This window comes from Nonomuraea turcica (assembly GCF_030718205.1).
Lineage (GTDB): Bacteria > Actinomycetota > Actinomycetes > Streptosporangiales > Streptosporangiaceae > Nonomuraea.
In genome coordinates, this window is sequence record NZ_JAUZQF010000032.1 from 22,365 (window position 1) to 42,276 (window position 19,912).

Here is a 19,912-nt window from a genome sequence, read left to right on the forward strand (position 1 = left end):
CTGGGACCCGCGCGCGCTACCTCGGCCGCCTCCGATACACGATGTAAGGACGGAACAAATAGCCCAACGGGGCGGAAAGCGCATGCACCAAGCGGCTGAACGGGAAAAGTACGATCAGCACCATCCCGATCAATGTGTGCACCTTGTAAAGGCCGCTCGCCTGTCCCATCGCCGTCACGTCGGGCTGGAAGGTGAGCACGCCGCGGAACCAAGGTCCGACCGTGGTCCGGTAACTCACCTCGCTGGGCACGAACCCCGCCACGGTCGTCACCACCCCCGAGAAGATCGCCGCCGTCAGCACGGCGTACATGGTCTTGTCGTTGGTCGTGGTCGCCAGGAACACGGGACCGGTGGTGCGGCGGCGGTAGATCAGCAGGCCCACCGCCACGAGCGTGGCAAGGCCGGAGATCCCGCCCCAGGTGAGCGCGTTCACGTGGTAGGCGTGGTTGCTCACGCCGATGGCGTTGGTCCAGCTCGCCGGGATGAGCAGCCCGGTGATGTGGCCGACGATCACGAAGAGCAGCGCGTAGTGGAACAGCGGGCTGGCCACCCGCAGCAGCCGGCTCTCGTAGAGCTGGGAGGAGCGCGTGGTCCAGCCGAACTTGTCGTACCGGTAGCGCCAGAGCAGGCCGCCGACGAAGATCACGATCGTGACGTACGGCAGGACGATCCACATCACGCTCTCGCCCCAGCTCATGCGTGCCTCCCCACGGTCTCGGCAGGCGGCCCGCCCGTGGCCAGCCGGCTCGCCGCGGCCCGCTGGGCGGCGGTGAGCGGCGGGAGCGCGGCGCACACGGCGCCGATCACGTGCGCGTACGGCGACTCGCGTGCCACCAGGGAGGCCAGCAGCAGCTCCAGCCCAACACGATGCTCGGCGAGCAGCGCGGGCCCGGAGGGGTCGAGCGCGGCGAACTCCAGCACGACCGGCAGGAAGTCCGGCAGCTCGTCCTCCATCAGCTCCCATCCCGCGGCGCGGTAGCGGCGTTTCAGCGCGGCCAGCGACTCGCCCCGGCGGCGGGTGTCGCCGTCGGTGTAGTAGGTCAGGTAGAGGCAGCAGCGCCGGTTCAGGTCGAACGTCTCCACGTAGTGCGCGGCCAGCTCGCCGGGACCCAGCTCGGCGGCCCGGCCGAGGAACTCGGCGACGTACGGCTCGGCCGCCTCCCTGATCAGTGGCAGACGTCGCCAGAACCGTTCGTCGGGGTAGGCCAGCAGATGCGCGGCGGCCTGCCAGAGCACGCGCTCGGTCATGTCTTCTTCCTCCGCGGCGGGAACAGCCCGGCCGGAGTGCCCCGGCCGTCCCAGTTGAGGAGGTTCACCCGGTCGTGGGTGGTCTCGTCGCTGGTCTGGCGCTCCTTCAGGCCGTGGAAGCTCTCGATCGAGACCGGCACGGGATGGCCCGACGCCTCGCCGAACGGGGGCTGCATGCCGGGACCGCCGTCGTAGTCCAGGCTGCACGCGCCTTCCTCCCAGATCCCCGGCGGATTGCCGTACGCGGTCGGGATCACATAACGCTCGTCGTACTTGGCGATCGCCAGCAGCCGGTACATGGCGTTCAGCTCGTCCTCCTCCAGGCCCGCGTCGGGCGGAACCGGCTGCGGCACGCCCAGGTTGACCGCGCGCATGTACGAGCGCATCGCGGCCAGGCGGCGCAGCGCGGTGGTCACCGGCGCCGGGTCGCCCGCGGTGAACAGCTCGGCCAGGTAGCCGACGGGGATGCGCAACGCCTCGATGGCGGCGAACAGGTTGACCGCGTCCTCGCCGTCGTGGCCGGTGCCGGCGAGCGCGTCCACGACGGGGGAGAGCGGCGGGACGTACCAGACCATGGGGAGCGTCCGGTACTCCGGGTGCAGGGGGAGCGCGATCCGGTATTTCTTGATCAGCTGGTAGACGGGCGATCTGCGCGCGGCTTCCACCCAGTCGGGAGGCAGGCCGGCACTGGCGACGGCCGGGTCGTCGGGGTCGACGAAGATGTCCAGCTGCGCCTCGTACAGGTCGCGTTCGTCAGGAACCGAGGCGGCCGCTGAGACCCGGTCGGCGTCGTACAGCAGGACCCCGATGTAGCGGAGGCGGCCGACACACGTCTCCGAGCAGACGGTCGGCAGGCCGACCTCGACCCGCGGATAGCAGAATGTGCACTTCTCGGCCTTGCCGGTCTTGTGGTTGAAGTACACCTTCTTGTACGGGCAGCCGGTCACGCACATGCGCCAGCCGCGGCAGCGGTCCTGGTCCACCAGCACGATGCCGTCCTCCTCGCGCTTGTACAGCGCCCCCGACGGGCAGGAGGCCACGCACGACGGGTTGAGGCAGTGCTCGCAGATGCGCGGCAGGTAGAACATGAACGCTTCTTCGAACGACAGCTTGACCTGCTCCGACACCTGCTCCAGCACCGGGTCGGGCGTGGGGTCGCCGCCGAGGCTGTCGTCCCAGTTGGCGCTCCAGCGGATCTTCGTGGGCTCGCCGCTGATCAGCGACCTGGGCGGCGCGACGGGGATGTCCTCGGAGAGGGGTGCGTTCGTGAGGTTCTCGTAGTCGTAGGTCCAGGGCTCGTAGTAGTCCTGGATGGACGGCATGATCGGGTTGGCGAAGATGGTGAGCAGCTTGCGCAGGCGGCCGCCCGCCCGGAGCTGGAGTTTGCCCTTCCGGTCGAGGGTCCAGCCGCCGTGCCAGCGGTCCTGGTCCTCGTACCGTCTGGGATAGCCCTGGCCGGGGCGGGTCTCGACGTTCTGCCACCAGACGTACTCGACGCCGGGCCGGTTGGTCCAGGTCTGTTTGCACGTGACCGAGCAGGTGTGGCACCCGATGCATTTGTCCAGGTTCATCACCATGGCGATCTGGGCCATGATCCGCATCAGTAACGTACCTCCTGGGATCTGCGACGAATGGTGGTCAGCTCGTCGCGCTGGTTGCCGGTGGGGCCGAGGTAGTTGAAGCCGTACGAGAGCTGGGCGTAACCGCCGATCATGTGCGTCGGCTTGATGAGGACCCTGGTCAGCGCGTTGTGGATGCCGCCGCGACGGCCGGTGGCCTCCGACTTCGGCACGTCGATCAGGCGGTCCTGGGCGTGGTGCATGTAGACCGTGCCGACCGGCATGCGGTGGGAGACGATCGCCCGCGCCACGACCACGCCGTTGCGGTTGACCGCCTCGATCCAGTCGTTGTCGGCCACCCCGATCCTGGCGGCGTCCTCGACGGACATCCAGATCGTGGGGCCGCCGCGGGAGAGCGACAACATGAGCAGGTTGTCCTGATACTCGGAGTGGATCGACCACTTGCTGTGCGGGGTCAGGTACCGCAGCGTGCCGGTCTCGCCCAGCAGCGCGGCCAGGTCCAGCGGGGGGCGGAAGATCGGCAGGGCCTCGCCGTACTCGTGCATCCAGTCGTGGTCGAGGAAGAAATGCATGCGGCCGGTGAGGGTGTGCCAGGGTTTGCCGTTCTCGACGTTGATCGTGAAGGGGGAGTAGCGGCGGTTGTGCGCCTCCTTGCCGGACCATTCGGGGCTGGCGGCGACGTGCACCGGCCTGGCCTGGGTGTCGGAGAAGACGATGCGGTGACCCTCGTGGGCGAGGCCGTCGAGGTCGGTGCCGGTCCGTGCGGCGAGCTGGCGGAAACCCTGGACGGCCAGGCGGCCGTTGCTGACGCCCGACAGGGCGAGGATGGCCTCGCAGGCCTTGGAGTCGGTGTCCAGCTCCGGCCTGCCCTTGGCCACGCCGCGCGGGACGAGGCCACAGCGCTGGCCCAGCCAGGCCACCTCCTCGTCGGGCAGGAAGGTCACGCCCTTGACCGGGAGGCCGAGCTTCTCCGTCAGCGGGCCGAGCGCGCCCAGCTTCTCGGCGATCGCGCCGTAGTCGCGCTCGACGAGCTTGAGGTCCGGGCCGGCGTCCCGGGCCAGCTCGCCTGGGGTGTCGTGCTGGTGTGCGGTCGCGACCACGTCGCGGCGCACGCCCAGGTGCTCTCTGGCGAGATCGCTGAAGGCGCGGGCGATGAGGTGGAAGGCGGTGAAATCCGTCTTCGTCTGCCAGGGAGGGGTGATCGCCGGGTTGAACGCGTGCACGAACGGATGCATGTCCGTGGAGGACAGGTCGTGCTTCTCGTACCAGGTGGCGGCCGGGAGCACGATGTCGGAGAAGACCGTCGAGGACGTCATCCGGAAGTCGAGGGTGAGGAGGAGATCCAGCTTGCCCGTCGCCGCCTCCTCGTCGGGGTGCTCCAGGTTGGAGGTCGCGCCCAGGAGGTGGTGCAGGAAGTACTCATCGCCCTTGGCCGAGGAGCCGAGGAGGTTGGAGCGCCAGAGGGTGAGCACGCGCGGCCAGTTACGTGGGTCGTCCGGGTGCTCGACGGCGTACCCGAGCCTGCCCGCCTGCAGTTCGGCGCGGGTGTGGGCGATGGGGTCGTCCGCGTCGCCGAGGTCCAGCGGGTTGCGGTCGAACATCGGGGACATCGGCATCCAGCCGTTGCGCACGGCCTCCGTGATGAGGTCGGCGGTGTGTTTGCCGCGGAAGGTGCCGCGGGCCAGAGGCGAGGTCAGCTCGCCGGCGTCGAAGCGGTCGTAGCGCCACTGGTCGGTGTGCAGATACCAGAACGGCGTGCCCGGGGTCTGCCGGGGCGGCCGCGACCAGTCCGTGGCGCTCGCCAGCAGCGCCCATCCGGTCTGCGGGCGGCATTTCTCCTGGCCCACGTAGTGCGCCCAGCCGCCGCCGTTGCGGCCCTGGCAGCCGGTCAGCAGGAGCAGCGACAGGAACGCCCGGTAGATCGTGTCGCCGTGGAACCATTGTGTGGTGCCTGCCCCCAGGATGATCATGCAGCGGCCCTTGGACACCTCCGCCGTCCTGGCGAACTCCCTGGCGATCTTGGTGGCGCGCTCGGCCGGGACGCCCGTGATCGGCTCCTGCCAGGCCGGCGTGTACGGCTGCGCGGCGTCCTCATAGCCGGTGGGCCAATCACCGGGCAGCCCCTCCCGCTGGACGCCGTACTGGGCGAGCAGCAGGTCGAACACCGTGGTGACGAGATGGTCCCCGACCTTCACCACCGGCACGCCCCGGTGGGTCGCGGCGCCGCCGTCGAAGCGGGGCAGCAGCACCTCCTTGCTCTGCCCGCGCCCGAGGAGGGTGAGCTCGGGGTCCGTGTCGAGGTTCAGGTTCCAGCGGCCCTTGCCCGACTCCGTCCAGCGGAAGCCGATCGAGCCGTTCGGTACCACCGACACGCCGTCCCGCGACATGAGGACGGTCTTCCACTCGGCTGCCTCCTCGTCCGAGCCCAGGTCCCGCGCCGTGAGGAACTTGCCGGGCAGCCAGGCGCCCTCGTGCTCCTCCAGCCGCACCAGGAAGGGCAGATCGGTGAACCGCTTGATGTAGTCGGTGAAGAACGGCGTCTCGCGGTCGACGAAGAACTCCTTGAGCAGGACGTGCCCCATGGCCATGGCCAGCGCGCCGTCCGTGCCCGGTCGCACGCTCAGGAACTCGTCGGCGAAGGTGGCGGCGTCGTTGTAGTCGGGGCTCACGACCACGACCTTCTGGCCGCGGTAGCGGGCCTCGGCCATCCAGTGGGTGTCGGGGGTGCGGGTGACGGGGACGTTCGCGCCCCACATCAGCAGGTACGCGGCGTCCCACCAGTCCGCGGACTCCGGCACGTCGGTCTGGTCGCCGAACACCTGGGGGGAGGCCACCGGCAGGTCGGCGTACCAGTCGTAGAAGGACAACATGGTGCCGCCGATCAGGGACACGAACCTGGAGCCGATCGCGTGGGAGACCATCGACATGGCGGGGATGGGGGAGAAGCCGGCGATGCGGTCCGGGCCGTAGGCCTTGATGGTGTGGACGTGGGCGGCGGCGATCATCTCGGTGGCCAGGTCCCAGCTGACGCGGACGAGGCCGCCTCGGCCACGGGCTTTTTGGTACCTTTCCCGCTTTTCCGGATTTGTCGTGATTTCGGCCCATGCGGCCACCGGGTCGCCGAGGCGTTGCCGAGCTTCGGCGTACATGTCGAGCAGGACGCGCCGGGCGTACGGGTAGCGGATCCGCGTCGGCGAGTAGGTGTACCAGGAGAAGGCGGCCCCGCGCGGGCAGCCGCGCGGCTCGTACTCGGGGCGGTCGGGGCCCACGCTCGGGTAGTCGGTCTGCTGGGCCTCCCACGTGATGATGCCGTCCTTGACGTAGACCTTCCACGAGCACGATCCCGTGCAGTTCACGCCGTGCGTGGAGCGGACCACCTTGTCGTGGCTCCATCGGTCCCGGTAGAAGGCGTCGCCCTCGACGCCGCCCGTCAGGTGGATGGCCCGCAGGTCCGGGCTCGTGGCCGACCTGCGTAGGAACCGGCCCATCTTCAGTAGGACGTCCTCCGCGCTCATACCCCCACTTCATCACAGAACGTAGTCCTCTGTTACACAGGGTATATGTCTGAGCTCCGTAAAGGTCAGGTGCGGAACCTGGTGCTGGCCACGATGGCGTTCGCGATCACGTTCTGGGCGTGGAACCTGATCGGGCCACTGGCGGGGAGCTACAGCAGGCGACTCGGGTTGTCGCCGACGCAGACGTCGTTGCTGGTCGCGATCCCGGTGCTGGTCGGTGCTCTGGGGCGGATTCCGGCGGGGATGCTGGCCGACCGGCTCGGCGGGCGGCGCATGTTCGCCGCGGTCTGTTTCGTCTCGATTGTGCCCGTGTTGTTCGTCGGGTGGTCGGACTCGTACGGGTGGCTGCTGTTCTGGGGGTTTCTGCTCGGCATTCCCGGTACGTCGTTCGCGATCGGCATCCCCTTCGTGAACGCCTGGTACGAGCCTGCCCGCCGGGGCTTCGCGACCGGCGTGTTCGGGGCGGGCATGGGCGGGACCGCGCTGTCGGCGTTCTGCACGCCGCGCCTGGTGGAGGCCTTCGGGCGGGGGGCTGCCCATGTGCTGATGGCGGCGCTGCTGGCGCTGATCGGCGTGATCATGCTGGGCGGCAGCCGCGACTCGCCCCGCTGGTCGCCCGCCACCGCCTCCGGGCCGGCCGCCCGGGAGGCGCTGCGCATCAAGGCGACCTGGCAGTGCGCGTTCCTGTACGCGGTCGCGTTCGGCGGGTTCGTGGCGTTCTCCACGTACCTGCCGACGTTGCTGGCGAACGTTTACCAGTTCGTTCAGACCGATGCCGGGCTGCGTTCGGCCGGGTTCTCGATCGCGGCCGTGCTGTCCAGGCCACTGGGCGGCACCGTCTCCGACCGGATCGGGGCCGTGCGGGTGTTGCTGATCGCGTTCGCTGGGATCGCGGTCATGGCGCTCGTCCTGGCGTGGCGGCCGCCTCTCGAGGTGCCTGCCGGGATGAGCTTCGTACTCATGGCCTTCTTCCTGGGGCTCGGGACGGGCGGTGTGTTCGCGTTGGTGGCCAAGGTCGTCGAGGCCTCCAAGGTGGGCACGGTGACCGGTCTCGTCGGCGCGGCCGGAGGGCTCGGCGGGTACTTCCCGCCGCTCGTGATGGGCGTCGTCTACAGCACCACAGGGGCGTACACGATCGGGTACGTGTTGCTGACGGTGACGGCGTTGGTCGCGCTGGCGTACGCATGGCGAGCCTTCCATGCCGTCTGACCGCGGGCACCCTTCGGTGGAATTGTGGACGGGGCAGTCGCGGGGGCGACGTGCCCTGGAGGTGCGGACGGGACAGCCGTGGGGGCGACGTGCCCTGACGGCGTTTCGGATGCTCAGGCCAGGCCGCACGGGAAAACCGTTTGCTGGACCGGGGAACATCTTGTCAATCTTGTCGAGCTATGCGCTCCCTTCCTGAGGCCGATCCCGGCGTGCCCGACATCCGCAGCCCGCTCCGCTTTCTGTGGTGGACCGCGCGGCGGCAGATGCCATCCCTGCTCGCGGGCATCGGCTACGCGACCCTGTGGTGGCTGGTGCAGGCCTTGATGCCGGCCGTGCTCGGGCAGGGCATCGAGGCCGTGACCGCCAAGGACACGCGGGCGCTGCTGATCTGGTCGTCCATCCTGTTCGGGCTGGGGTTGCTGCAGGCGTTCAGCGGAGTCATGCGGCACCGGCTGGCCGTCTACAACTGGCTGGCCGCCGCCTACCGCACCGTGCAGCTCACGGCCAGGCAGGCCGCCAGGCTCGGCGCCACTCTGCCTAAACGGCTCTCGACCGGCGAGGTCATCAGCGTCGGCAACTCCGACATCGCCCACATCGGCAGCTCCATGGACATCCTGCTGCGCGGCGTCGGCTCCGTCGTGGCGATCATCACCGTCACCGTGATCCTCATCTCGACCTCGCTGCCGCTCGGGCTGCTCGTGCTGTTCGGCGTGCCGCTCATGGCCGTCGCGGTCGGGCCGCTGCTCAGGCCCCTGCACCGACGGCAGGCCAGGCAACGCGAGCTGACCGGCGAGCTGTCCACCAGGGCCGCCGACATCGTGGCCGGGCTTCGGGTGCTGCGCGGCATCGGCGGCGAGCAGGTGTTCGCCGAGCGTTACCGGGAGGAGTCGCAGCGGGCGCGGCAGGCCGGCGTGCGGGTGGCCCGGGTCGAATCGGTGCTGGAAGGCGCCCAGATCCTGCTGCCCGGCCTGCTCATCGCGGTCGTCACCGGCGTCGGGGCCTCCTTCGCCGTGGCTGGGGAGATCCCTACCGGGCAACTTGTCGCGTTCTACCTGTACGCGGTGTTCCTCATCGGGCCCATGCGCACGCTCACCGAGATGGCGGACAAGCTCACCAAGGGGCATGTGGCCGCCGGACGGGTGATCCGCATCCTGTCCCTGGAGCCCGAGGTCAAGGGCGGTCAGGGGAGCAGCCCGGGTGGGGTGCTGCGGGACTCGTACAGCGGGGTCACGGTGCAGCCGGGCATGCTCACGGCGGTGGCCGCGAACGCGCCCGAGGACGCCATCGCCATCGCCGACCGGCTCGGCCGCTACACCGTCGGGGACGTCATGTTCGGGGCGGCCGACCTCGGCACGTTGCCGCTGGATGAAGTCCGCCGCCGCATCCTCGTCGCCGACAACGCCGCCCGTCTCTTCACCGGCCGGCTCCGGGACGAACTGACCATCCGCACCGATCCGGCCTTGGGCATCGATCCGGCCTTGGGCACCGACCCGGCCCTCGGCGTCGATCCGGCGCTCGGCACCGACGCCGGTCCAAGGCCGGACACCCGCGATGCGGCTCCCGGCCGGATGCGAGCGCTCGTCCGGGCCGACACCTCTGCGCGGCGCGGCGGCCTCCCAGACGGCGGCCTCCCAGACGACGGCCGGCCAGGGAACGGCGGGTTGGACGACGGCGGGTTGGACGGCGCCATCAGCCTCATCGATGGGGCCGACGGAGAGCCGACCGACGGAGAGCCGGCCGATGGACGGCTGATTGGTGGAGGGCCGACCGACGGAGAGCTGGCCGATGGGCGGCTGATTGGTGGAGGGTCGGCTGACGGCGGGTTGGTCGATGGCGGGTTGGCCGACGGCGGGTTGGCCGACGGCGGGTTGGCCAACGCAGGGTGGAAGGTGCGGGACAGCGAGGGCGCCGACGGTGAGCGGATGCGCGAGGCGCTCTACACGGCCTGTGCGGACGACATCATCGAAGCCCTGCCCGACGGGCTCGACACGTGGGTGGCGGAGGCGGGCCGGGAGTTCTCCGGTGGACAGCAGCAGCGGCTGCGGCTGGTCAGGGCGCTGCTGGCCGACCCCGAAGTGCTCATCCTGGTCGAGCCCACCAGCGCCGTCGACGCCCACAGCGAGGCCCGCATCGCCGAGCGCCTGGCCACGAGCCGCGCCGGCAAGACCACGCTGATCTGCACCACCAGCCCGCTGGTGCTCGACCGAACGGACCACGTGATCTACATCGAGAACGGCCGAGTGCTCGCCGAGGGCACGCACCGGCAGTTGCTGGACAGCTCGCCTGAATACGCGGCGACCGTCACTCGTGGAGAGGACTGACCCGTGGCCCGTGACATTCTGCCGGTCGCCGACCGGAAGCAGGTGCGCGCATACGCCCGGCGGCTGACGCTCAAATATCCGCGCCAGCTCACCGTCGCCCTTCTGCTGCACGGGCTGGCCGCAGTGGCCGGGTTGGTCGTGCCGTGGCAGCTCGGCGCCCTGGTCGAGGACGTCGAGCGCGGCGCCGAGGTCCACGTCACCCTGGTGGCCGCCGCCATCGGCGGGTTCCTGCTCCTGGAGGGCGTGCTCATGCGGTACGCCGTGCTGGCCTCGGCCCAACTCGGCGAGAAGGTCCTGGCCGAGCTGCGTGAGGAATTCGTGGACCAGGTGCTCGCCCTGCCGCTGTCCACGGTGGAGCGGGCCGGGTCCGGCGACCTGATCACCAGAACCTCCCGTGACGTGGACTCCCTGTCGCGCACGGTCCGGCACGCCGTGCCGGAGACGCTGATCGCGATGGTCACCTTCCTGATCACCATGGGCGCGCTGGTGCTGGTCAGTCCGCTGCTCATGCTTCCGATGCTGATCGCGGGGCCGGTCCTCTGGGTGGCCACCCGCTGGTATCTGAAGCGGGCGCGTGACGGCTACCTGCGCGAGAACGCCGCGTACGCCGACATGACCGAAGGACTGGCCGAGACCGTCGAAGGCGCCAGGGCCGTGGAGGCGCTGGGCCTCCAGGAGCGCCGCCGGGCGCGTACCGACGGCGACATCCGGAACTCGTACGCGGCCGAGCGGTATACGCTCGGGCTGCGCGTCAGGTGGTATCCCGCCGTCGAGCTGGGCTACATCATCCCGGTGGTGAGCGCGCTGCTGGTCGGCGGCCTGTTCTACACCAACGGCTGGGTGACGCTCGCCCAGGTGACCGCCGCCGCGCTCTATGCCCAGCAGTTGATCGACCCGCTCGACAGGTTCCTGATGTGGATCGACGAGCTGCAGGTGGGCGGTGCGGCCATGGCGCGCCTCCTCGGCGTGGCCAACGTGCCCGAGGACCGCGTGCCCTCCTCCGCACAGCCCTCGGGTGAGCTGCTGGAGGCCTCCGACGTCCGGTACGCCTACCGCGAGGGCCGCGACGTGCTGCACGGCGTGTCGCTGACCGTGCAGCCCGGCGAACGGCTGGCCATGGTCGGGCCTTCCGGGGCGGGCAAGTCCACGCTGGGACGGTTGCTGGCGGGCATCCACGGGCCGCGCACCGGCTCGGTGAGCGTCGGCGGCGTGCCGCTCGTGGACCTGCCGCTGAACGATCTGCGGGGGCACGTCGCACTGGTCACCCAGGAGCACCACGTGTTCAAGGGCACCGTGCGCGACAACCTCCTGATCGCCCGGCCCCACGCCGACGACGCGGCGGTGCGCAAGGCACTGGAGGCGGTGGACGCGCTCGACTGGGTGCAAGGGCTGCCTTCCGGACTGGAGACGCAGGTCGGGTCCGGTGGGCTGGCCATCTCGCCTGCCCACGCCCAGCAGCTGGCACTGGCCAGGCTGGTGCTCGCCGACCCGCACACCCTGGTCCTGGACGAGGCCACCTCCCTCATCGACCCCCGGGCGGCCCGGCACCTGGAGCGTTCCCTGGCCGCGGTGCTGGACGGGCGTACGGTGATCGCGATCGCGCACCGGCTCTACACGGCGCATGACGCCGATCGGGTGGCGGTCGTGGAGGACGGGCGGATCAGCGAGCTGGGTTCGCATGATGAGCTGGTCGCCGAGGGCGGGTCCTATGCCGCGCTGTGGGCCAGCTGGCACGGGACAGCGACGGTCGCCCGGTCCTGAGGACAGCGGGCCCGGAGGCGCGGGCACTGCCCGGTCCTGAGGACAGCGGCCCGTGAGGCGCGGGCACTGCCTGGTCCTGGACGATGGCGGGGGTCGGTGGTCAGCACTCTGCCGGGTGGGAGGGCAGGGTGCGGTTGGTGGTCAGCACTTTGCCGGCTGGGAGGGCAGGGTGCGGTCGGTGAAGTAGCGGTTGACGTGGGCGCGGGCGCACGCGTTGTTGCCGTAGAGCGTGTGGCCCGGGCCGTCATGGTAGATGGTGACGCTGCCCGGGACCTGGGACAGGACGCGGGCCACCGCGTCCGACTCGCCCCACGCGCCCGCGCCCAGCATGGGCGGCAGGCTCTTGGGGAGCGGGGCGGGCGGGTTGCTCACCGGCTGTGGCCAGCCGATGCAGCCCAGCGTCGCCGAGGCCATGGTGTTGGCGGTGCCGGTGTTGGGAGCGAGGCGCAGCAGACGGCGAGTCGTGGCGACGGCTTCCTTGAGGTTGGCGAAACGGGGCCAGTCTGCACATTCCGTCACACCGGTGGCCTGGTCGGGGTAGCGGGAGCCGCGAGACGGGACGAAGGCCGAGGCATCGCCCTTGGCGGCCTTGCGGATGGCCTCGGCCAGCCCGGGCCAGGCCGTGGAGCCCTGGCGGGCGTGGGACAGGGCGAAGGACTGCAGGTCGCGGGCCTTGTAGGCCACGTTGGCGGTCGTGGTGGGGATGGGCGTGCGGTCGGCTCGGACGATCAGCTCACGCCAGAGGCCGGGGACGTCATCGCAGCCGTTCGCGGCGCACCAGGTGAAGAAGCGCCGCATGGCCTGCTCGTTCGACTTCGCCATTTCCTCCAGCTCGCCGGTCCAGTCGGCGGCGCTGTGGCTCCAGGTGCCGTCGAGGACCACCGTGCGGATCCGGCCGGGGAAGAGGCGGGCGTATGCCTGGCCGTAGAAGCCGGCGTAAGAAGCGCCGTAGTAGTTGAGCGGTTGGTCGCCCAGGGCCTTTCTGATCGCCTCCATGTCTCTGGCCTGGTCCGCTGAGCTCATGTTGGCGAACAGCTCGGGGTCCTTGAGCCGGCATGCCTCGGCGTAGCCGCGGTTGGTGTCGGACAGGCGGCCGAAGTCGGCGTCGTCCTGGGGGAGGTCGGGGAGGGGAATGCGGGTCCAGACGCAGGGCAGGCCGGTGCTGAGACCCTGGAACTGCTCGCCGTAGCCGCGGGTGTCCCAAGTGACGATGTCCATGCGCTTGCGGAGATCGGTCCACCAAGTCGAGGCGGCTGACTGGGTGATGGCGATGCCCGGGCCGCCGGGGCCGCCGTAGGCCACCAGGACAGAGCCTTCCGAGGTGCCGGTGGATCTGAGCCGCCCCAGTTTGAGGGTGATCGTGCGGCTGTCGGGCTTCTTCCAGTCGGCCGGGACTCGCAGGTCGGCACACTCCATGCCGATCTTGTCGTTGGGGCAGGGACTCCAGTCGTGGATGGTGGTCGCCGTCTCGGCCGGTCTCACCGAGCGAGGTCCGGCCTGTGCCGCCGTCGCCGTCGCCGCCGGGACGCTCACAGTGAGCACGGAAAGGGTGATGAGGATGGGCTTCAGCATGGCGTTAACGATCGCGGACCGGCGGCCGCGGGCGCGTCAGACCAGGGTTTGGTTTTGCCGGGCGCCTAGTCCTACCACGGGTTGTCAGACCCAGCCGGCGCCCGGCGATCGTGGTGGCGGCCGGTCAGGAGGTCACGCCCAGGGACTTCTTCAGGAAGTCGACCTGGAGCAGCAGCAGGTTCTCCGCCACGACCTCCTGAGGCGTCATGTGCGTGACGCCGGAGAGCGGGAGCACGCTGTGCTGGCGACCGGCCGCGAGCAGAGCCGACGACAGGCGGAGCGTGTGCGCGGCCACGACGTTGTCGTCCGCCAAGCCGTGGATCAGCAGCAACGGCCGATCGAGCTTGTCGGCGTCCGCGAACAACGAGGACTTCTCGTACACCTCGGGCTGCTCGTCCGGATGGCCCAGGTATCGCTCGGTGTAGCAGGTGTCGTACAGCCGCCAGTCCGTCACGGGGGCTCCCGCCACGGCCGCGTGGAACACGTCAGGGCGTCGCAGCACCGCGAGCGCGGCCAGGAAGCCGCCGAACGACCAGCCGCGAATGGCCACCTTCGTCAGGTCGAGGTCGTCGCCGTACTGCTCGGCCACGCCCTGCAAGGCGTCGATCTGGTCCTCGAGCGCCGGGGTCGCCAGGTCGCCCCGCACCGCCCGCTCGAAATCGGTGCCCCTGCCGGGGGTGCCGCGGCCGTCGGCGACGACGACGGCGAAGCCCTGCTCGGCGAACCACTGGCTCTCCAGGAACGCGCCCCGCCGGTTGAGCACCCGCTGCGCGTGCGGGCCGCCGTACGGGTCCATGAGGACAGGCAGCTTGCCCGAGCCCTGCTCATGCCAGGAGGGCAGCACTACGGCGGTGGCCAGCTCCCTGCGGCCCGAGCGGCCGATCGAGACCCGCAGGTCGAGTCCGGGGCGCTCGGCGAAGGACGGGATCGGCACGGCCATGCCGTCGCGGCGTACGACCGTGGTCGACACGCCCTCGGTGTCGAGACTCTGCTCGCTGAGCACGCCCACCCCGCCTGCCATCCGCCCCGAGAACACCCCGGAACGGGTCGAGACCGGCAACAGCGAGTGCCCGTCCCACGTCCACAGCTGGATTTCGGTCGGGTCGCCGCTCGCGCTGAACAACACGCTGTCGTGGTCGACGTCGAGCACGGCCCGCACCTGGAGCGTCGGCGGTGTGACGGCGCGGTCGCCCACGAAGAGGCGGTGACCGCCGTCGGAGCCGGCCACCCAGACCAGCGAACCGTCGTCGAGGTGAGCGGGCACGCCGGTGACGATGTCGACCCAGGCGGGGTCGTTGTCCTGGCGGACGAGGGTGGAGGCGCCGGTCGCCGGGTCGACCGTGAACAGCCGCATCGTCTTCTGGTCGCGGGTCAGCGTCACGATCGACAGCGCGTGAGCGTCCCAGACGGCTGTCGTCAGGTATTCCTCCGCGTACGGCACCGTGACCCGCGACCCGTCGAGCCCCAGCACGTAGAGCTTGGTGATCGCGTTGGGCGTGCCGGCGGCAGGGTAGCGCTGAGCCGTCGCCGGCCGGTCGGGATTGGCCGGGTCGGCGATGTGCCAGGTGCGTACCGGAGCCTCGTCCACCCGCTCCACCAGCAGCGCGTCGCCCGACGGCGCCCACCAGTAGCCGCGCATCCTGTCCATCTCCTCAGCGGCGATGAACTCGGCCAGCCCGTACGTCACCGTCTCCGACTCCGGCGTGGCCAGCGCGCGGTCCTCGCCCGACACCAGGTCCTGGACGTGGAGCGCGCCTCCCGTCACGTAGGCGACATGTCGCCCGTCGGGGGACAGCCGGGGGTCGATGACCGCGCCCGGAGTGTCCAGCTTGCGGGCCCGGCCGGTGGCCAGGTCGACGGCGTAGAGGCCGCCGGACAGGGCGAAGCAGGCAGTCGTCACGCCGGTGTCGGTGGCGTACGCGACCACGCCGCCCGCCGCCTCGCGGCTGCGCTCGCGCCTGGCCCGCTCCTCGGGCGGCAGGTCCTCGTCGTCGCCGTGGATCGTACGCGGGTCGACGACCAGGCGTTCGACGTGCGTTTCCGTGTCGAGCTCCCACAAGCACGTCACCGGGTCGGTGCCCGATCGCGTCCGCAGGAACACCACGCGGCCGCCGTCCGGCGAGATAGTGAAGCCCCTGGGCACCCCGAGGGTGAACCGGCGGGTCCTGGCAGACAGACGCGGAAAGCTCTCGCTCATGGCCCCAATCCTGCCACCGCCGGGCCGATGGCCGGGCCGGGGGCTGAGGAACAGGACCCTGGTCGGTACGCTCGTGGCCATGACTGATCGACGGCTCCTGCTCGTGCACGCCCACCCGGACGACGAGTCGATCGGCACCGGCGCGACCATGGCCAAATACGTCGCCGAGGGCGCCCACGTCACGCTCGTGACGTGCACACTGGGTGAGGAAGGGGAGATCATTCCCGGCGATCTCGCCCACCTGGCCGCCGACCAGGACGACGCGCTCGGCCCCTATCGGATCGGCGAGCTCGAGGCCGCCTGCCAGGCGCTCGGCGTCGAGGACCACCGCTTCCTCGGCGGTCCCGGACGCTGGCGGGACTCGGGGATGATGGGGGTGGCGTCCAATGACCATCCCCGGGCGTTCTGGTGCGCCGACCTCGACGAGGCCGCGGGCGAGCTGGTCAAGGTCATCCGCGAGATACGCCCGCAGGTGCTGGTCACGTACGACGACAACGGCTTCTACGGTCACCCCGACCACATCCAGGCGCACCGTGTTTCGCGCAGAGCGTTCGAGCTGGCCGCGAAGCCAGGCTTCGGCGAGGGCGAGCCGTGGCAGATCGCGAAGTTCTACCACACGGCTCTGCCCCGGTCCGTCATGGGACGCACGGCGGAAGCGCTGCGCGAGGCCGATGTGGACTTCATCACCGAAAACGTCGATGACCTGCCGTTCGGCAACCGGGACGAGGACATCACCACCGAGATCGACGCGCGCCCGTGGATCGGCAACAAGATCGAGGCCATGCGCGCGCACGTCACCCAGATCAGCGTCCAGGACCCGTGGTTCGCCCTGTCCAACAAGATCGGCCAGGAGGTGCTGGGCGTCGAGCACTACATCCTGGCCGTCGGCGTGCCCGGCCGGCCGGTGCCCGGGCCGCCGGTCGAGGCAGGCGGCCTCGGTGAGCCGCACAACCGCGAGAACGATCTCTTCGCGGGCATCCACTAACCTCATTCGACATGGAGCATCGCAGCCAGGCCGAGTCGGCGCTGGGTGGGGCGGCCTACGGCATGCTGTTCGTGCTGGGGGTCGTCATGGGGGTCGTGGGCGGGTTCACGCATCCGGTGTGGCAGATCGGCCCGATTCCGGTCGCGGCCGTCGTGTGGATGCTGGCGTTGTTCGGGGTGTGCCTGGGGGCGGGCAAGCTGATGCGCGCGCGGCTCGGGGTCGTGACGACGGGAGGCGGGTGGCTGCTGGTGACGATGCCGTTCGCGCTGGAGCTGGGATCCGGTGACCTCGTGATCGCGCACGGCGTTGCCGGCTACCTCTACCTGTACGGGGGGCTCGTAGCTCTCGTTGTGGCCTACTTGCTTTCGCCCTCGTCCGGTGGGGAATCGTGGCTTCTGCGGGGGTATTCTCCAAAGAATCCGATGTAGCGGCATACAGTGACTTCGTGCATTCGATAGAGCGGCCTGTGGACCCTGAGGCATATCGCAAGGTCGTCGGCCGCTTCGCCACCGGAGTCGCGATCGTCACGACCAGGCTCGGCGGCATCGATCACGCGATGACGGTGAATTCCTTCACCTCTGTTTCGCTCGAACCGCTGCTCGTGTTGTTCTGCGCCGAGAAGGTGGCCCGCTTCCACGACGTGGTGCTGGAGACGAGGGTGTGGGGGGTGTCCGTGCTGCCTGTCTCGATGGAGGACGCCTCACGGTTCTTCGCGCATCGGGGGCGGCCGTTGAACGGGCAGCTCACCAAGTGGGCGCACCATCGCGGGCATTCGGGGGTGGCGTTGTTCGACGAGGCGATCGCCACGCTGGAGTGCACGACGACGGATGTCCATGAGGGTGGAGACCATTCGATCGTGGTGGGCGAGGTGACCGCGATGGGTACGCCGTCCGAGGAGGCGCCGCTCATGTACCACGAGGGGCGCTACAAGCGCCTCTAGTGCTGTCGGAGGCGGCCTTCGCCCCATCGGCGCCCTGTCCGCCGCGGCGAGGGCGAAGACAACGACGCTGATCAGGATCGCCAAGGCGTTGAGCGGGCTCGGCGTGCGGGTGCTGTCGCCGCGCGGGTGCTGCCACCTGCTGTCGCCGCGCGAGCGGGCGGTGTCTGGGCATGAGCCGGGCCAGGCACGGTGGCCTGGCCCGGTCAGACGGTCGGTCGTAACTCCACTGTCACTGAGCGGGAGTGGTGACCGTTCCCGTCGGTGTCGCGGTCGGTGTCTCCGTCGGGACGTCGGTCGGTGTCGTCGGCGGTGGCGCCGTGTCCGTCGGGGGCTCCGAGGGCTGCTCCGGCGCCGGGCAGACGGGGATCTCCGTGGGAGTCACCGTCGGCGGCAGCGTGTCCGTCGGGGTTCCTGTCGGGGTTTCGGTAGGCGTGTCCGTCGGAGTGGTTGTCGCCGTTTCCGTCGGAGTCACGGTCGGGGTCGGCGTCTCGGTCGGTGTGGTCGGTGGCGTCTCTGTCGGGGTCACCGTCGCCGTCGGCGTGTCCGTGGGGACGTCGGTCGGCGTGGCGGTGTCCGTCGGTGCGGGCTGGCAGGTGACCGTCACCGTCGGACCTGGCTCGGTGACCGTGACCGTGGGGCCCGGCTCCGTGACCGTGACGGTCGGCAGAGGCGTCATGGCGACGGCGGGCTCACCACGCTTCTTGTACGAGCCCCAGCCCAGTCGCTTGATGGATTGTGCTGTTCCTTCGGTTACCGGGATGTCCGCGCTCGCGGTCTTGCACGACCTTCGCTTGCACACTTTCTGCTTGACGCTGAAGATGGCGGCCCCGGTGTACTCAATGGAGACGTCCAGGTAGGACGTGCCTCTCCTCTTGACCACCGCCGTCGTGACGACGTAGTCCTCGGCTGGTGGAGCCTCGGTGGGAGTGGGGGCCGGCGGCGTCTCAGTGGGAGTGGGCGGCGGCGGCGTCTCCGTGGGAGAAGCAGTCGGAGTCGCGGCGGCTAAAGCCACTCGCCCATCGGCAGACGTGTCAGAGAATCGTAGGGGATCGGACGTTGACGTCTGGGTGATCGCGACTCCGCCGGCTCCTGCCAGTGCGACGGTGCCGAGCAGCGCGCCCAGGAGAGAGAATCTCATAATCCTGCTCTTGTAGGAGATTTCAGGACCCTGGCCATTATTCCGACATGTCAAGATTGGTCAAGACTGAGACGCATGGACAGGCGCTTTCGGTTCCGGCGCGTGGCGAACTTCATCAACCTCGCCACTCCGCTCGGTTTGCTGATCTCGATCATCGGTGGCGCCACCCGCCGACCCGGCCCCGACGGCCTCATCCTCGCCTTCGGCTACCGCTACCGCTTCCCCATCGCGGGGGCGTTCACCGTAGGGAACGTCGTCCTGACCAGGTGGGACTCGCTCAGTGACCGTCTCGTCCTGCACGAGGGGCGGCACGCCACCCAGTGGGCATGGTGCCTCGGGCTGCCCATGCTGCCGCTCTACCTCCTGGCGATGTTGGTCTCGGTTCTGATGTGCGGGCACCAGGCGACGTACAACATCTTCGAGCGCCTGGCCGATCTGGAGGACGGCGGTTATCCCCGTGCGCAGTTGTGGTGGCGAAGGGGCGGCGGCAGCCCAGGTTGACAGCCTTCAGTCAAGTTGATGCTCGGATCAGGGAGCCCGGCTGGAGTCGTGGGCTGGAGGAGCCGCCGGACCGTCAGGACGCTGTGGGTCTACGGTCGGCGTCCCCGGACTGCCATTGTTTGAGCCGACCGAGCGTGAGGACGCCGACGGCCAGGCCGGAGATCGCGCCGGCACAGAGCAACGACGCCGTCGACGGGCTCACGAGCGTGACACCGGCCAGGGCGAGGGCGGACACGATGGCGGCGAACATGACGTAGGTCCAGGTCGCCATGCGCACCAGGCGCAGGCGCACATCTTCTGGGTGCGGTGTGCGGGCCAGCAGCCAGGCCAATGCGGGCAGGAGCAGGACTCCGTGCATGAACACGGCATGGGCCGGTTTCAGCGTGACGGCCACCGTGTACGCGAGCTGCTGGTTGCCCGTCACCACCTCGACCACCCCGCGAGCGATCATCACGGCGCCGAAGACCATGGCCGCCAGTAAGGTGGCGAAGCCCGCCCGCACGGCCAGGCGCATGCTGGGCGCGAGGCCGGGGCCCGCGCGGAAGGCGGCGACCGTCATGGCGACAGCGACGGCGACGAGCACCCCGCCGCCCGCCGCCAGGGTCCTCGCGATGGCCGCGTCGACTGCGGTCTCCATGTTGAAGTGCGACGGGACGCCGCGCCACGCCTGGAGGGTGATCAGGGCGACCTCCACCGTCGAGGCGATCGCGAAGGCGCCGACCCAGAGCGGGCGGGCGCGGATCCGTACGAACTGAGAGACCCAGGTCAGGGTCAGGACACTCAGGCCGAACGACACGCCGAACGTGAACGGCTTGCGCCACGACACCGCCCCCTCCCACGGCCCGCCGTCCACGACGAACACGCCCAGGTGGACGAGGCCTGTGAGCACGAGCAGGAGCCCAACGAGATACCACAGGCGATTCATACGCGTCATGCTGACAGCCG

15 protein-coding genes are annotated in these 19,912 nt (G+C 69.9%); 7 read left to right on the forward strand and 8 right to left on the reverse strand.

All coding sequences use genetic code 11. The features are described 5' to 3' along the window. Positions 1-16: 16 nt before the first annotated feature. The 4 genes from narI to Q9G87_RS51200 are packed head-to-tail and all read right to left on the reverse strand — an operon-like array spanning position 17 to position 6,343. On the reverse strand, positions 17-697 hold the full coding sequence (gene narI, locus Q9G87_RS51185) for a respiratory nitrate reductase subunit gamma (RefSeq protein WP_305923969.1): 681 nt from the start codon (positions 695-697) through the stop codon (positions 17-19). After that, positions 694-1,248, reverse strand: a complete 555-nt coding sequence (narJ, locus tag Q9G87_RS51190; RefSeq protein ID WP_305923970.1) for a nitrate reductase molybdenum cofactor assembly chaperone — start codon at positions 1,246-1,248, stop codon at positions 694-696. Before narJ ends, narI begins: the two co-directional genes overlap by 4 nt. After that, positions 1,245-2,849, reverse strand: coding sequence for a nitrate reductase subunit beta (gene narH, locus Q9G87_RS51195; RefSeq protein ID WP_305923971.1), 1,605 nt, complete (start codon positions 2,847-2,849; stop codon positions 1,245-1,247). Before narH ends, narJ begins: the two co-directional genes overlap by 4 nt. Continuing rightward, positions 2,849-6,343 (reverse strand): nitrate reductase subunit alpha, encoded by a 3,495-nt coding sequence (locus Q9G87_RS51200; RefSeq protein ID WP_305923972.1) that lies wholly within the window; start codon positions 6,341-6,343, stop codon positions 2,849-2,851. The genes narH and Q9G87_RS51200 overlap by 1 nt, the downstream gene beginning before the upstream one ends. 45 nt (positions 6,344-6,388) lie before the next feature. On the opposite strand from Q9G87_RS51200, the gene Q9G87_RS51205 reads away from it, so the two are divergent. From Q9G87_RS51205 to Q9G87_RS51215, 3 genes are all read left to right on the forward strand, one after another. Then, the gene (locus Q9G87_RS51205; protein WP_305923973.1) at positions 6,389-7,552 is read left to right on the forward strand and encodes an MFS transporter; all 1,164 of its coding nucleotides are present in this window, start codon (positions 6,389-6,391) and stop codon (positions 7,550-7,552) included. Positions 7,553-7,731: 179 nt separating this feature from the next. Beyond that, on the forward strand, positions 7,732-9,873 hold the full coding sequence (locus Q9G87_RS51210) for an ABC transporter transmembrane domain-containing protein (protein WP_305923974.1): 2,142 nt from the start codon (positions 7,732-7,734) through the stop codon (positions 9,871-9,873). Between the two features lie 3 nt (positions 9,874-9,876). Beyond that, positions 9,877-11,634, forward strand: a complete 1,758-nt coding sequence (locus tag Q9G87_RS51215) for an ABC transporter ATP-binding protein (protein ID WP_305923975.1) — start codon at positions 9,877-9,879, stop codon at positions 11,632-11,634. Positions 11,635-11,775: 141 nt separating this feature from the next. Here the strand turns inward: Q9G87_RS51215 and Q9G87_RS51220 are convergent, their stop codons facing one another. Together Q9G87_RS51220 and Q9G87_RS51225 are read right to left on the reverse strand one after the other, a co-directional pair. Continuing rightward, positions 11,776-13,206: an alpha/beta fold hydrolase gene (locus tag Q9G87_RS51220; protein WP_305923976.1), complete on the reverse strand. Its 1,431-nt coding sequence runs from the start codon at positions 13,204-13,206 to the stop codon at positions 11,776-11,778. A gap of 124 nt (positions 13,207-13,330) precedes the next feature. Next, positions 13,331-15,403, reverse strand: coding sequence for a S9 family peptidase (locus Q9G87_RS51225; protein ID WP_305923977.1), 2,073 nt, complete (start codon positions 15,401-15,403; stop codon positions 13,331-13,333). 79 nt (positions 15,404-15,482) lie between these two features. On the opposite strand from Q9G87_RS51225, the gene mshB reads away from it, so the two are divergent. From mshB to Q9G87_RS51240, 3 genes are read left to right on the forward strand one after another with little or no spacing between them, the layout of a single operon-like run. Then, entirely contained in the window at positions 15,483-16,388 is a 906-nt protein-coding gene (gene mshB, locus Q9G87_RS51230) for an N-acetyl-1-D-myo-inositol-2-amino-2-deoxy-alpha-D-glucopyranoside deacetylase (protein ID WP_305923978.1), read from the forward strand. 11 nt (positions 16,389-16,399) lie between these two features. Then, positions 16,400-16,816, forward strand: coding sequence for a DUF6113 family protein (locus Q9G87_RS51235; RefSeq protein ID WP_305923979.1), 417 nt, complete (start codon positions 16,400-16,402; stop codon positions 16,814-16,816). Positions 16,817-16,833: 17 nt separating this feature from the next. Beyond that, positions 16,834-17,328, forward strand: coding sequence for a flavin reductase family protein (locus Q9G87_RS51240; protein ID WP_305923980.1), 495 nt, complete (start codon positions 16,834-16,836; stop codon positions 17,326-17,328). 229 nt (positions 17,329-17,557) lie between these two features. Here the strand turns inward: Q9G87_RS51240 and Q9G87_RS51245 are convergent, their stop codons facing one another. Next, on the reverse strand, positions 17,558-18,340 hold the full coding sequence (locus tag Q9G87_RS51245; protein ID WP_305923981.1) for a hypothetical protein: 783 nt from the start codon (positions 18,338-18,340) through the stop codon (positions 17,558-17,560). 201 nt (positions 18,341-18,541) lie between these two features. Between Q9G87_RS51245 and Q9G87_RS51250 the strand changes: the two genes are divergently transcribed. Then, positions 18,542-18,967 (forward strand): hypothetical protein, encoded by a 426-nt coding sequence (locus Q9G87_RS51250; RefSeq protein ID WP_305923982.1) that lies wholly within the window; start codon positions 18,542-18,544, stop codon positions 18,965-18,967. A gap of 73 nt (positions 18,968-19,040) precedes the next feature. Here the strand turns inward: Q9G87_RS51250 and Q9G87_RS51255 are convergent, their stop codons facing one another. Continuing rightward, positions 19,041-19,892, reverse strand: a complete 852-nt coding sequence (locus tag Q9G87_RS51255) for a hypothetical protein (RefSeq protein WP_305923983.1) — start codon at positions 19,890-19,892, stop codon at positions 19,041-19,043. Positions 19,893-19,912 lie beyond the last annotated feature (20 nt).

What these genes read in the sequence shown, in the direction of transcription:
- narH (WP_305923971.1), bottom strand. Translation starts at nt 2,849, where the DNA reads ATGCGGATCATGGCCCAGATCGCCATGGTGATGAACCTGGACAAATGC.
- mshB (WP_305923978.1), top strand. Translation starts at nt 15,483, where the DNA reads ATGACTGATCGACGGCTCCTGCTCGTGCACGCCCACCCGGACGACGAG.
- narJ (WP_305923970.1), bottom strand. Translation starts at nt 1,248, where the DNA reads ATGACCGAGCGCGTGCTCTGGCAGGCCGCCGCGCATCTGCTGGCCTAC.
- Q9G87_RS51255 (WP_305923983.1), bottom strand. Translation starts at nt 19,892, where the DNA reads ATGAATCGCCTGTGGTATCTCGTTGGGCTCCTGCTCGTGCTCACAGGC.
- Q9G87_RS51220 (WP_305923976.1), bottom strand. Translation starts at nt 13,206, where the DNA reads ATGCTGAAGCCCATCCTCATCACCCTTTCCGTGCTCACTGTGAGCGTC.
- narI (WP_305923969.1), bottom strand. Translation starts at nt 697, where the DNA reads ATGAGCTGGGGCGAGAGCGTGATGTGGATCGTCCTGCCGTACGTCACG.
- Q9G87_RS51225 (WP_305923977.1), bottom strand. Translation starts at nt 15,403, where the DNA reads ATGAGCGAGAGCTTTCCGCGTCTGTCTGCCAGGACCCGCCGGTTCACC.
- Q9G87_RS51205 (WP_305923973.1), top strand. Translation starts at nt 6,389, where the DNA reads ATGTCTGAGCTCCGTAAAGGTCAGGTGCGGAACCTGGTGCTGGCCACG.
- Q9G87_RS51200 (WP_305923972.1), bottom strand. Translation starts at nt 6,343, where the DNA reads ATGAGCGCGGAGGACGTCCTACTGAAGATGGGCCGGTTCCTACGCAGG.
- Q9G87_RS51250 (WP_305923982.1), top strand. Translation starts at nt 18,542, where the DNA reads ATGGACAGGCGCTTTCGGTTCCGGCGCGTGGCGAACTTCATCAACCTC.
- Q9G87_RS51210 (WP_305923974.1), top strand. Translation starts at nt 7,732, where the DNA reads ATGCGCTCCCTTCCTGAGGCCGATCCCGGCGTGCCCGACATCCGCAGC.
- Q9G87_RS51235 (WP_305923979.1), top strand. Translation starts at nt 16,400, where the DNA reads ATGGAGCATCGCAGCCAGGCCGAGTCGGCGCTGGGTGGGGCGGCCTAC.